Origin of the sequence: Hamadaea flava (assembly GCF_024172085.1) — a bacterium.
In the GTDB taxonomy this organism is placed as follows: Bacteria; Actinomycetota; Actinomycetes; order Mycobacteriales; family Micromonosporaceae; genus Hamadaea; species Hamadaea flava.
Map to the genome: position 1 here is coordinate 4,420,952 of NZ_JAMZDZ010000001.1, position 12,691 is coordinate 4,433,642.

Consider the following 12,691-nt stretch of genomic DNA (forward strand, 5'->3'; position numbering starts at 1 on the left):
GGGCGAACCTTAACCGACCGTTCGCGGCTTCGTATACCGGACCAACGAAGGGACGACCACGGCGAGCGTGACAACAAGCAGCACACACGCGACACCGCCACCGACCCAGGCGCCCGTGACGCCGAAGGCGGCCGCGGTCGCGCCGGCGCGAAGGTCGCCGAGGCGGGGTCCGCCGACGACGACCGCTGTGCGTACGCCCTGCACCCGGCCGCGCAGCTCGTCGGGGCAGGCCTCCAGCATGATGATGTTGCGGTAGACCGAGCTGACCAGGTCGAACACCCCGCCGACGGCGAGCAGCAGCACGACCAGCCAGAGTTGGTGGACGAACCCGGCTGCGGCGACCGCCGCACCCCAGCCGACCACCGCAGCGAGCAGGGCCAGCCCCTGACGGCGTACGCGGGAGATCCAGCCCGAGGTGAGCCCGGCGGCCACGGTGCCGATCGCGATGGCCGCGTAGAGCCAGCCGACCGCGGCCCCGTCGCCGCCGAACCGCTCCGCCCCGAGCTGCGGGAACAGTGCTCTCGGCAGGGCGATCACCATCGCGACGAGGTCGACGGCGAACGACGCGAGCAGGATCGGCGTACGCAGCAGGAAGCCGAACCCGTCCACGATGCTCCGCCAGCCCGCCGGGGCGGCCGAATCGTGGGCGGGCAACTGCGGCAGCCGATAGGTGGCCCAGAGGCTGGCCGTGAAGAGCAGCGCGTCGAAGAGGTACGCGACGGTCAGCCCACCTCGACCGGGCGCGAACGCGAGCAGCATGCCGGCCGCGAGCGGGCCGAACACGATCATCGCGTTCATCATCGTGAAGTTGAGCGTGGTGGCCGAGGCCAGATCCGCCTCGCCGACCAGCCGGGGCAGGATCGACTGCCGGGTCGGCGTCGACACCGCGAATCCCGTGGTCTGCACGAACAGCGCGATCAGCAGCAGCACCGGATTGACCAGGCCGGTCACCGTCGCGACGAACAGGAACAGGGTCGCCAGCCAGACGATGACCGACGAGGTCAGCAGCAGCCGACGGCGGTCCATCGCGTCGGCGTACGCCCCGCCCCAGATCGAGAAGACGAGCATGGGCACGAAGCCGGCCAGTCCCAGAAGACCGACCCACAGCGAGGACTTCGTCAGGGCGTACATCTGCACCGGCACGGCGACCGCCGTGAACTGGGCGCCGAAGAAGCCGAAGGCGTTGCCCACGAAGACACGGCGGTACGTCGTGTGCCGCAGCGGTGTCAGGTCGATGAGGAACCGGCGGGCGAGGGGGGTCGCCGTCACGGAGCCAAGCGTTCCACGATCCACTCGTCGTGATCAAGAGTCGTCCCGGTCACCAGGCGCCGGAAGCGGAGCCGGTCGTGGAGGCGGGACGGCCGGCCCTGCCAGAACTCCACAGTGTCGGGGGCGACGCGGTAGCCGCCCCAGTGCGGCGGGGGTGGCACTTCGCCGGCGAAGCGTTCCGCGTACGCCTCCCACGCGTCCTCCAGCGGCTCGCGCCCGTCGATCACCGAGGACTGCGGGCTGGCCCAGGCCCCGAGCTGCGACCCGCGCGGTCGCTCGGCGAAGTACGCCTCGGTCTCCGCCCGCGGCACCCGGACCGCCCGGCCGGTGACGATCACCTGCCGCTGCATGGCGTGCCACGGGAACAGCAGGCTCGCGTACGGGTTGGCGTCGAGTTCGCCGCCCTTGCGAGACGTGTAGTTGGTGAAGAACGAGAACCCGCCCTCGTCGTACGCCTTGAGCAGCACCGTCCGCGCGCTGGGCCGGCCCTCCGGGGAGGCGGTCGCGACGATCATGGCGTTCGGCTCCGGCAGCCCGGCGTCGACGGCGTCGGCGAGCCACGCGGCGAACTGTTCGTGCCAGCTTGCGGCGAGGTCCGTCTCGACGAGGGTGTCGAGCCGGTAGTCGTTGCGCATGTGCGGGAGGTCGGGTGTGTTCGTGGTCACGATCACATACTCATACACCGTCGAGGCTTTGCTCGAAGATGTGTCGTCACCAGCGGTTCCGAACGGAGTTTCGCAGCGAAACCGGGCGCAAAGCGGGAGAATGTCGCTTGTCGGAGGCCCGCGAGGCTCGCCTCGATGCCCATCGTGGGGGCAAGATGTGCGCTGAACGACCACTCAGCGTCCACGCCGGTGGACGTTGACAGCCACTCAGCGTCCGCAGCCGTGGACGTTGACAGCCACTCAGCGTCCGCAGCCGTGGACGTTGACAGCCACTCAGCATCCCCCGCCTGCGGGTCGTACGCGCGAAGCAGCCGGGTTCCACGGAGCGTCCCATAGGGAGAGAGCGGAATGTCCGAGTTCAAGCCGGGGCTGGAGGGCGTCGTAGCCTTCGAGACCGAGATCGCCGAGCCCGACAAAGAGGGCGGCTCGCTGCGCTATCGCGGGGTCGACATCGAAGACCTGATCGGCCACGTGTCCTTCGGAAACGTCTGGGCGCTGCTGGTCGACGGCAAATTCGGCCCTGGCCTGCCCCCGGCCGAGCCGTTCCCGGTCCCGGTGCACTCCGGTGACATCCGGGTCGACGTGCAGTCCGCCGTCGCCATGCTCGCGCCGTACTGGGGTCTCGGCCAGCTCCTCGACATCGCCGACGAGCAGGCCCGTGAGGACCTCGCCCGCGTATCGGTGACCGCGCTGAGCTTCGTCGCGCAGTCCGCCCGGGGCCTCGGCCTGCCGGCCGTCCCGCAGCGCGAGATCGACAAGGCGGCCACCATCGTCGAGCGCTTCATGAAGCGCTGGCGGGGCGAGCCCGACCCGCGGCACGTCAAGGCGGTCGACGCGTACTTCATCTCGGCGGCCGAGCACGGCCTGAACGCCTCCACCTTCACCGCCCGGATCGTCGCCTCCACCGGTGCCGACGCCGCTGCCTGCATCTCCTCCGGGATCGGCGCCCTGTCCGGCCCGCTGCACGGTGGCGCGCCCAGCCGCGTACTGCACATGATCGAGGGCGTCGAGCGCTCCGGGAACGCCGAGGAGTACGTCAAGGGCGTCCTCGACCGGGGCGAGCGCCTGATGGGCTTCGGCCACCGCGTCTACCGGGCCGAGGACCCGCGCGCCCGCGTCCTGCGGCGTACGGCGAAGGAACTCGGCGCGCCGCGCTACGAGGTCGCCGAGGCGCTGGAGAAGGCCGCTCTCGCCGAGCTGCGCGCCCGCAAGCCCGACCGCGTCCTCGAGACCAACGTCGAGTTCTGGTCGGCTGTCGTCCTCGACTTCGCCGAGGTCCCGTCGCACATGTTCACCTCGATGTTCACCTGCGCCCGGGTGGCCGGCTGGTCGGCGCACATCCTCGAGCAGAAGAAGCTCAACCGGCTCGTCCGTCCCTCGGCCAAGTACATCGGCCCGGGTACGCGCAAGCCGCAGGACGTCGAGGGCTGGGACGCCATCGCGCACGGCTGAGCGACCGCCTGCGCACCACCCGCACAACCAGCCTGATCAGGCACTTGATCGACAGTGGCCCGTGACGACCGTCACGGGCCACTTCGTGGGCGGCGTGTCGGCGGGCCGAGCCTGACGTGGGAGGATGCGACATCGGCAGTGTTGCCGGGTGTCCCGTCACGGCCCGTTAAGGATTCGATATCCATGGCTGATCCGATCCGCATCCCCGACTCGCTCAAGCCCGCCGACGGTCGCTTCGGCTGCGGCCCGTCCAAGATTCGGACCGAGGCGGTGACCGCCCTGGCCGAGACCGGAACGTCCCTCCTGGGGACCTCCCACCGGCAGAAGCCGGTCAAGGAGCAGGTCGCCCGGCTGCGGGCCGGCCTCGCCGAGTTCTTCTCCCTGCCGGAGGGCTACGAGGTCATTCTCGGCAACGGCGGGACGACCGCCTTCTGGGAGGTCGCCGCGTTCTCGCTGATCCGCGATCGGGCCCAGTTCGCCACGTTCGGGGAGTTCGGCGCCAAGTTCGCCAAGGCCGTCAAGGACGCGCCGTTCCTCGGTGAGCCGACCGTTCGCAAGGCCGACCCGGGCACCGCCGCCGACCTGGTCGCGGAGGCCGGCGTCGACGCGTACGGCGTGGCGCAGAACGAGACGTCCACGGGTGTGGCCGTGCCGGTGACCCGCGTGGCCGGGGCGGACGAGGGCGCGCTGCTGCTGCACGACGCCACGTCGGCCGCCGGTGGCCTGGCCGTCGATCTGACGCAGAGCGACGTCTACTACTTCGCCCCGCAGAAGTGCTTCGCCTCCGACGGCGGGCTGTGGATCGCACTGCTCTCGCCGGCCGCGATCGAGCGGGCGAACGAGATCAAGGCGACCGGCCGCTACATCCCGGCCTTCCTCGACCTGGTCACGGCGATCGACAACTCGCGCCTGGAGCAGACGCTCAACACGCCCGCCGTCGCGACGGTCTTCCTCGCGGCCGAGCAGACCGAGTGGATGAACAAGCAGGGCGGCCTGGCCTGGGCGGCGGCGCGGACCGCGGAGAGCGCCGCGATCGTCTACAACTGGGCCGAGAAGTCGCCGGTCGCGACGCCGTTCGTCACCGACCCGGGCCTGCGGTCCAACGTGGTCGCGACGATCGACTTCGCCGAGGGCGTCGACGCGACGGCGATCGCCAAGACCCTGCGGGCCAACGGCATCGTCGACACCGAGCCCTACCGGAAGCTCGGCCGCAACCAGCTGCGCATCGCGCTCTACCCGGCCGTCGAGCCGGCCGACGTCGAGGCGCTCACGGCGAGCATCGACTACGTCATCTCGCAGCTCTGATCCACGCACGAAGATCGGCGGCAGCCGACGATCAACGCGGAAACGCGTCTTTGATCGTCGGCTGCCGCCGTTCTTGGCCGTCGCGACCTCCATGAACGGCGGCAACCGGCGATCTTGGCGGCCAGACCCACTGATCGGCGGCAGCCGACGATCATGCGGGCGGGGTCAGGCCGCCACGGGCTCGCGGACGGGTTCCGCCACCGGCTGCACGGCCGGCCGCGTGGACCTGCCCACTGCGATCAGGGCCAGACCGCCGACGGCATAGGCGATCAATACCCACATCGAGTACGCGCTGCCGGCGCCGTCGAAGAACGCGACACTGCGCAGTAGCGTCGCCCCGGCTCCGGCCGGAAGATGCTGCCCCACGTCACCCCAGGGCTGCGGCAGGAGTTCCGGCGCCCCGGCGACCCCGGACAACGGGTTGCCGACCAGGAACACTGTCAGCGCGCCGAGCCCGATGCCGGGCGGTCCGAAGACGCTGCCAAGCCCGGCCACCAGGGCTGAGGCCGCCAGCCCCACGAGTCCGACCGCGGCCGCGTCGGCCCAGTAGTTCCCCGTGATCACCCCGAGCCACTCGCGCAACACGACCGACCCGATCAGGCCGCTGCCTACGGCGTACCCGAGGGAACCCAGAAGGCGGGCCCACTTCAGCGGAACCAGGACGACCAGCAGGATGCCCGCGAGCATGCCGGTGAGCAGCAGGGGCAGGAAGCCGGCCGTGAAGCCGGCACCGCGCGGATCGTCGGCCGGGAGCGGGACCACCGCGACCACCTTGGCGTTGTTCTCGGCGGCGGCCGCGCTGAGCAGCGTGGCGACCACGGGGCTCGCGGCGGGCGCGGTGTGGACCTCGACGCCGGACGCCGTCACCACGAACGCGCCGTAGACCTCGCGATCGCGGATGAGCTGGTCGGCGGCGGTGGCGTCGGCCGCCTGCGTGATCGTGAACGCACCCTCCTCCGCCTGCAACTTCGCGGTGATCGCGCTGGTCGCGGGGCCCGGCCCGGCGACGGCGATCGGCAGGTCCCGCGGGGCCATGTTGGCGGCGGGACCGACGAAGAGCGGGATGAGCAGTGCCTGCGCCACGATGACGACGGCCGCGAGGAGTGCGGCTCGTTTCATGGCTCCTCCAATAAAACGAATGCTCGTTCTCTATTGCCCACAGCATGCTTCCAGGCCCACGCCAGTGTCAAGAACGAACGTTCGTTTTACGATGTGACCCATGCCGCGCGTCTCCGACCAGCACCTCGCCGCCCGCCGCCAGCAGATCATCGACGCGGCGCGGGCCTGCTTCACGCGCAACGGCTTCCACGCCACGACCATGCAAGACGTGATCAAGGAAGCAGGACTGTCGGTCGGTGCGGTCTACCGGTACTTCAAGAGCAAAGAAGAACTGATCGCGGCCATCGTCGGCCAGGTCGTCGACGAGATCACCGGACGACTGCACCAGGTCACCAGCGCGCGCCCCCGGCTCCCGGTCGAAGACACCCTCGCCGCGGCGCTCACGGTCATGGAACCGGCCCTCGGCCCCGACGGCATGTTCCGGGTCGCGCTCCAGGTCTGGTCTGAGTCACTCACCAATCCGTCGCTGCGTGTCCTCGTGACCGACTTGTACGCACGACTGCGCGACGAATTCCGGGAGTACGCCTCCGAACTGCCGCTCCCCGAAGGCGTCACCGCCGACGAACTCTCCGGCGTGCTGCTGTCCCTGGCCCAGGGGTACGCCCTCCAGCGCGTCCTCACCGGCGGCCCCTCGCCGTCGGAGTACGTCGCCGGCATCGCCGGCCTAACCCGCCTCGCCCCTCCACCGCCCCCGCTTTCCCGCTTTCCGCCGCCGCTTTCCCGCTTTCCGCCGCCGCTTTCCGCGTGATCATGAACTAGCGGTCGTGATCGACCGGGTGGTTTCGCGTACCGGGCTCCCTGATCAACTCCCTAACGGACTGATCAACGGGTGGACTGCGCTGACTGGCGGGCGGATCGGTGTCGTCGGCGTTCGCTACTCTGACCGCCATGTCCGCGATCGCGTACGAGGCCCCTCGTTCCCGCAGGTTCGCGGCGCTCGCCGACAGCCTCTGGGTGCTACGCCAGGCGGGCGTCGTCTTCGGACGGCACTGGCCGGTGCTGATCACCTTGGCGCTGACCGGTGTCGCCGCCCACGACCTGATCCTCGAAGGCGCGGTCAAGGCCGCTCTGGTCAACAGCACCCTGGGGCTGCTGGTGATCATCCTCGCGCCGATCGCGACCCTGACGTCGCTGGTCTACATGCTTCGCGTGGTACGCGCCTCGCTGCCGCACCTCGACGCCGATCCACCGACGTTCGGGAGCACCGGCGAGCGCCCGCCGACCTTGCTCGACTTCATCGGCTCCGTCGCCGTGCCGTACCTCGCGATCTATTCGGCGTACGGGTATATGAAGGACGACTTCACACGATTCGCGTACGAGGTCTGGCGGAACGATCCGTTCTCCACTTTGGATCATCTACCCTTCTCGCCGACCGTCGGGATCATCTCCGTCGTCGCGGTCGCAGTGGTCCTCCGCTTCCTCCTCGGACGGCTACGACGGCGCCGGGCCCTGCGCTGGACCGTCATCATCGGGGCGTATGTGGAGGTCATCTGGGTCGGGACCCTCGTCATGGGGGTCAACGCTTCGCGTACCAACTTCGACGAGTGGTTCGGCCAGCGACAGGTCGGCACCTGGTTCCACGACGCGCTGGAGAAGCTGCCCGGCACTCAGATCGCCAGCATCCTCAGCGAGTGGTCCCGCCTCCTCTGGGAGAACGCCGATCTCGTCTTCCTCGCCCCGATCGCGTGGCTCACCATGGGCGCGGTCGTCTACGGCCGAACCATCGACGAGCCGAAGCTCACCGACGAGCGCATCCTCACCGCGACAGCCCGGCGCCTCAACACCATGCCCGTGGTCAAATCCATCGCGAACCCGCTCAACGCCGAGCTGCAGAAGCGCTTCGGCCCGCTCCTCGGCAGCCTGCGGATGCTGGCCAAGGCCGGTCTTCGGCCGATGCTGCTGTTCTGCCTGGTCTTCGTGCTGCTTCAGTCGGTGGACGCCGGCCTCTGGGAACTCGAACGGCTCCTCATCGGCCCGCAGGATCTCCAGGAGGTCTGGTGGCCCCTGTCGTACCTGCTGTCGCCGATCAACACCGCGATCCGCTTCGTCCTGCTGATCTGCCTGCTCGGCGCGGCGACCGACCGGATCCTGCGCTCGCGCGAGGCTGGTTGAGGATCAGCTAGTTGAGGATCAGATAGTCCGGCAGCAGGGTGCTGAGCGAGAGGTGCACCTTGCCCGGGTACGCATCCAGCGGCATGACGAAGTAGGTCTCGGTCCGCCACTGGCGCGTCGCACTCGGGTCGACGTTCGGAGTCGGGTTCGTTGCTGCCGACGTCGCCGCGGTGGACGGTGACGCGCTCGTCGACGTCCCGACCTGGTCAACGGACTCGATCGCTTCCTCGACCGAACACGGGTCGTAGCCGAGGCTGGCACCGCTCAACTCGTCCGGGCGGGCGGCGTACTCGTCGCCGGCGGTCGACAGCAAGGTGAGCTTGCACAGGCTGAGCGCCGTGCCCGGTCCTTCGAACGCCAGCACTACCCGGACGACCCGCATCCCGGTCGGGGCCGGCTTGCGCTGTCCGCCGTACGCGGGAAGATCCTTCTCCTCGGCCACCTCGACCAGGCGAACGCGTACGCCGCCGTAGCTCGCCCAGGCACCCTCGGCGACCTGGGCGGGGACCCGTTCCCGACGTGTCCACAGCGTCTCGTAGTTGCTGATGACCGGCTCCACGGCCGTCAACACCAGCGCCGGAACGAGCAGCAGGACGCCGAAGATGTTGCGACGCCACCAGCCCGGTCGCGCAGAGCGGCCCTGGGTGATCGGCGACTGTGGCGGAACCTGGCTCGGGGTCGGCATTCCAGGTTGCCCAGGGCGCATCGGATAGCCCGCAACCTGTCCCGGCTGGCCCGGCAGTCCCGGCTGGCCCGGCAGTCCCGGCTGGCCCGGCGCGCCGAAGCCCGGCGGCGGTACGAACCCAGGAGTCCCCGGCTGCGCGGTTTGACCCGGCTGGCCGTAGTTCGGCTGCCCGTAGTTCGGCTGCCCGGGTTGCGCCGGCTGGCCCGGCTGCTGCCCATAGCCAGGCTGGGCGTAACTCACCGACGATGCCTGGCCGGGTTGCGCCGGCTGGCCGTAAGCAGGCTGGGCATAAGCAGGCTGGGCGTAACCCGATTGCCCAGGCTGACCGTAGGCAGGCTGACCCGGTTGCGCCGCCGGATTTTGCGCACCGTAAGCAGGCTGACCGTAGGCAGGCTGACCCGATTGCGCCGCCGGATTTTGCGCACCGTAAGCAGGCTGGCCGGGGGCGCCGTAGGCAGGATGGCTGGGCTGCGCAGATTGGCTCGGCTGGCCATGCTGAGCAGGCTGGGCGGGCGCACCGTAAGCAGACTGGCCGGGCTGCGCGGATTGGCTCGGCTGGCCATAGGCCGACTGACCATGCTGAGCTGGCTGACCGGGCTGACCATAGGCAGGCTGCGCGGCCTGGGCGGGCTGACCATACGCGGGTTGCCCCGGCTGGCCAGCAGTTGTCTGGCCGGGCCCAGCCGACTGCCCATAAGCGGCCTGGGCAGGCTGGCCGTAAGCCGGCTGGCCATGCTGCGCGGGCTGAGTGGGCTGGCCATAGGCAGGTTGGGCGGACTGCGCAGGCTGGCCGTAAGCCGACTGCCCGTAAGCAGACTGACCATATGCAGACTGGGCTGCCCCACCAGCAGCCGGCTGGGCGGACTGAGCAGGCTGCGCGGGCTGGCCGTAAGCCGACTGGCCGTAACCAGCCTGTGGCGCGTAGCCCGCTTGCGCCGGGCTGCCCGTCTGTGCCGGGTTGCCGGGCTGCACAGGGTAGCCGGACTGCGCGGGCCGACCGGCGGGCGCGGTATAGCCAGGCGCCGCAGTGCCCGGGGCGGCAGCGGCCCCCGGATGACCGGGCTGAGCCGGATACCCAGGCTGCGGCGGATACCCCGGTTGAGCTGGGGAACCGGACTGCGTCGAGTACCCCGGCTGGCCGGACTGCGAATAGCCCTGCGGCTGGCCCGGCACAGGCTGGCCCGGCACAGGCTGGCCCGGCTGCGCGTGCGACCCGGGCTGCCCCGGCGCGGAGTGCTGGCCCGGCGGGGGCGGCACCGGGTTGCCTTGTGGATCCCACTGCTCGGTCATGAGCTGCTCCTCACGGTGGGACTCGACGTCACCCGCGGAGTCACGCGGTGACTCGTCGTGGCCTTCGGGCTCGACGTCGCCTTGGGACTGGACGTGGCGCTGGGGCTCGACGTCGCGCTTGGCGTGGACGTCCTGGTCGGCTGGGGCGTCGGGCTTGAGCTCGCCCCGGCCAGGACCGGCCGCGCGATCGTCATCGGGTTCTTGTCGGTCTGCCACTTCGTCAGGTCGTCCCGGCTGATCGGCAGGTCGATCTCGGCCATCCCGTCCATCCGTTGATCCAGGGAGTCGGTGGCAAGCCGCAGGGCGAGTTTCAGCGGCACCTCGGTGGGGACCTCGAAGGCGAACTCCATGTCGACCGGGATGCCCGGTTGCAGATTCCGACCGCCCAGTGCGTTCTGGGTGACCCGGCCGCTGGCGATGAAAGTGCGTTCGTCGCCGTCGCGTAGGGCGGCGTAGAAGATCCGGGTGGCTTCGTGGTTCGCCGTCAGCCGGACTTTGACGATGACCCAGACGCCCTTGCTCTCATGCAGGATGCCGCCGGAGCCGATCGCCTCGCCGCCGCGTACGCCGAGGAACCTGGCGTCGAACGATCGAGTGTGGACGGTCTGTTCAGTGCCGCCGCTGGTGATGTACGGGCGCTGCTGAGTCTCCGGGCTGGGCTTGTAATTGCTGATCACCCCGCCGATCGCGAGGGCGGCGAGCACCAGAGCGCCGGTGCCCAGCCGGCGGAAGACCGGTGGCGTCGAGGATGTGCCGTCAGCCATTGCGCTTGTCCTCCACCGGCACGGTCAGCACCGCACGTGGAACGTGGTCGAGCCACTCCATCAGGTCCGTGAGGGAACTCTTCCGATGTGTCTTGCCCCAGATCTCCACCTCGACCTGGGTGGGCACGGTGTCGGGCTTGACTTCCCAGAGGAAGGCGACCTTCTCGGTGAGGCCCGGATGCAGCGCCTCGACCCTGGTGCCGTCGCTGGTCACGACGACCTCGCGGGCGAACTCGGGACCGTCGCCGTTGAACTCGTAGTGAAGGATGCCCGGAACGTCCTTGACCAGAACGATGTCGCGGATATCGCGCCGGCTCACCACGTCGGTGATCTCGACCTCGGCGATGACGGCCAACCAATGGTCCGCCGAATCCTTCAGTCTCACCTGCGGTTCCAGGCTGCCCACCAGGCGTACACTCGTGATCTTGACATTCCACGGCGTGCCCGCGTTGACCTCGCCCACCTTGAGCACCGGTTCCGCCTGCTTGACCGGCGCGAAGCCGCCGAAGGCCGCGGACACCGCGAGCGCGAGCCCGCCCACCAGGTAGAGGAACCACTGCATCGGTGCGCGGGCGACCCTGCCCATGACTCCACTCATGCCACCGATGCCCTCCCCAGAGCTTGCGACCACCCACACCTACGGCGCGGGTCGAAGTATAGGTACCCCGCGCGACATGGACCTAGCCGAAGGTACGGGGCTGACCGGTCGCCTCCAGCACCGACATCCACAGGTCGCCATGCGGGTCGACCTGGTTGCGCTTGCTGATCGCCAGCGAGATCGGCACGTGCACGAACCGGCCGCGCCATCGCCCGACGACCATCGCCGTACGCCCGGCCATCGCGGCGTGGACGGCGGCGTGCGCCAACCGGATGCAGTGGACGCTGTCGTACGGGTTGGCCGGCACACTGCGGATGGCGTAGCTGGGGTCGATGTACTTCATGTTCATCTCGAGCCCGTGCTCGGCGAAGTGGTCAGCGATGCGGTGCCGAAGGAACTGCCCGATGTCGCGTAGCCGCCGGTTGCCCGACGCGTCGTGCCCCGGATGGGTCGCGTCGGCCAGGAACTCCTGGCCTGCCCCTTCGGCCGCCACCACGACAGCCCGGCCGCGGCGCTCGACCCGGCGGCGCAGATGCGCAAGGAAGCCGTTCTCACCGTCCAGTTCGAATGGAACCTCGGGGATGAGGACGTAGTCCGCGTCGTTGTTGGCCAGTGCCGCGTAGCAGGCGATGAACCCCGAGTGCCGGCCCATCACGTGCACCAGCCCGACGCCGTTCGGCACCGCCCGCGCCTCGACGCTCGCCCCGCGGATCGACTCGGTCGCCTTCGCGAACGCGGTCTGGAAGCCGAAGGACTGATCGATGTACGGGATGTCGTTGTCGATGGTCTTCGGCACGCCGACCACCGCGATCTTGAGATTGCGCTCCTGGACGGTGTCGGCGATCCGCAGCGCGCCCCGCATCGAACCGTCGCCGCCGATCACGAACAACACGTTGATGCTCATGTGTTCGAGGCAGTCGACGATCTCGTCAGCGTCCTGCTCACCCCGCGAGGTGCCGAGAATGGTGCCGCCGTACTCGTTGATCCCGCTGACGCTCTGCGGGGTCAACTCCACGACCTCCCGGCCGTATTTGGAGATGAAACCCTGGTAGCCGTTGCGGAAGCCGTAGATCTTCTTGACCCCGTAGTGGTCGTTCAGCTCCCGGACCAGCCCCCGGATGACGTCGTTGAGTCCCGGGCACAGGCCGCCGCAGGTGACGATGCCGACCCGGGTCTTCGACGGCTGGAAGAAGATCTTGCGCCGCGGCCCGGTGGGCTCGAACCCCGGCAGCTCGCCCGAGTCGAGGCCGCGGGCGGCGACCATCTGCAGGGTGTCGTCGAAGAGGACCCGGTCGTCCTCGCGGACGTAGTGCTCGGTGGTCGGCCCGTCGGCGGGCAGCGCCACCAGCGGCGAGTCGATCCTGCACTCGCCCAGTGTCCGTACCGTGAGATCCGCAGTCCCGGGGGTCATCGGCAAAGCCTAACGTGAGCG

Annotated in this window: 11 protein-coding genes; 4 read left to right on the forward strand and 7 right to left on the reverse strand. The window is 69.5% G+C overall.

From position 1 onward, the window contains the following. Positions 1 to 9 precede the first annotated feature (9 nt). Positions 10 to 1,269, reverse strand: coding sequence for an MFS transporter (locus HDA40_RS20875; RefSeq protein ID WP_253758417.1), 1,260 nt, complete (start codon positions 1,267 to 1,269; stop codon positions 10 to 12). Beyond that, complete coding sequence (gene pdxH / locus HDA40_RS20880) at positions 1,266 to 1,940, reverse strand: pyridoxamine 5'-phosphate oxidase (RefSeq protein ID WP_372503168.1); 675 nt, start codon at positions 1,938 to 1,940, stop codon at positions 1,266 to 1,268. The genes HDA40_RS20875 and pdxH overlap by 4 nt, the downstream gene beginning before the upstream one ends. Before the next feature lie 342 nt (positions 1,941 to 2,282). Between pdxH and HDA40_RS20885 the strand changes: the two genes are divergently transcribed. Together HDA40_RS20885 and serC are read left to right on the forward strand one after the other, a co-directional pair. Then, positions 2,283 to 3,386 (forward strand): citrate synthase 2, encoded by a 1,104-nt coding sequence (locus HDA40_RS20885; RefSeq protein WP_253758419.1) that lies wholly within the window; start codon positions 2,283 to 2,285, stop codon positions 3,384 to 3,386. Positions 3,387 to 3,569: 183 nt separating this feature from the next. Then, complete coding sequence (serC, locus tag HDA40_RS20890) at positions 3,570 to 4,691, forward strand: phosphoserine transaminase (protein WP_253758428.1); 1,122 nt, start codon at positions 3,570 to 3,572, stop codon at positions 4,689 to 4,691. A 165-nt stretch (positions 4,692 to 4,856) separates the two neighbouring features. Here the strand turns inward: serC and HDA40_RS20895 are convergent, their stop codons facing one another. Then, positions 4,857 to 5,810 carry a hypothetical protein gene (locus tag HDA40_RS20895; protein WP_253758430.1) on the reverse strand — a complete coding sequence of 318 codons (954 nt, stop codon included), beginning with the start codon at positions 5,808 to 5,810 and terminating at the stop codon, positions 4,857 to 4,859. 100 nt (positions 5,811 to 5,910) lie between these two features. Here HDA40_RS20895 and HDA40_RS20900 point away from each other — a divergent pair, with 100 nt between their 5' ends. Both HDA40_RS20900 and HDA40_RS20905 read left to right on the forward strand, forming a co-directional pair. Further along, on the forward strand, positions 5,911 to 6,558 hold the full coding sequence (locus HDA40_RS20900; RefSeq protein WP_253758432.1) for a TetR/AcrR family transcriptional regulator: 648 nt from the start codon (positions 5,911 to 5,913) through the stop codon (positions 6,556 to 6,558). A 140-nt stretch (positions 6,559 to 6,698) separates the two neighbouring features. Continuing rightward, positions 6,699 to 7,922, forward strand: coding sequence for a hypothetical protein (locus HDA40_RS20905; protein ID WP_253758435.1), 1,224 nt, complete (start codon positions 6,699 to 6,701; stop codon positions 7,920 to 7,922). Positions 7,923 to 7,929: 7 nt separating this feature from the next. On the opposite strand, the gene HDA40_RS41600 is transcribed toward HDA40_RS20905, so the two are convergent. From HDA40_RS41600 to HDA40_RS20925, 4 genes are all read right to left on the reverse strand, one after another. Further along, a complete protein-coding gene (locus HDA40_RS41600) occupies positions 7,930 to 8,847 on the reverse strand; it encodes a hypothetical protein (RefSeq protein WP_275978275.1) in 918 nt (305 codons plus the stop codon). 1,046 nt (positions 8,848 to 9,893) lie between these two features. Next, entirely contained in the window at positions 9,894 to 10,661 is a 768-nt protein-coding gene (locus tag HDA40_RS20915; RefSeq protein ID WP_253758437.1) for a hypothetical protein, read from the reverse strand. Then, complete coding sequence (locus HDA40_RS20920; protein WP_253758439.1) at positions 10,654 to 11,247, reverse strand: hypothetical protein; 594 nt, start codon at positions 11,245 to 11,247, stop codon at positions 10,654 to 10,656. The genes HDA40_RS20915 and HDA40_RS20920 overlap by 8 nt, the downstream gene beginning before the upstream one ends. Before the next feature lie 94 nt (positions 11,248 to 11,341). Further along, positions 11,342 to 12,670: an ATP-dependent 6-phosphofructokinase gene (locus HDA40_RS20925; protein WP_253758441.1), complete on the reverse strand. Its 1,329-nt coding sequence runs from the start codon at positions 12,668 to 12,670 to the stop codon at positions 11,342 to 11,344. Between the last annotated feature and the right edge of the window lie 21 nt (positions 12,671 to 12,691).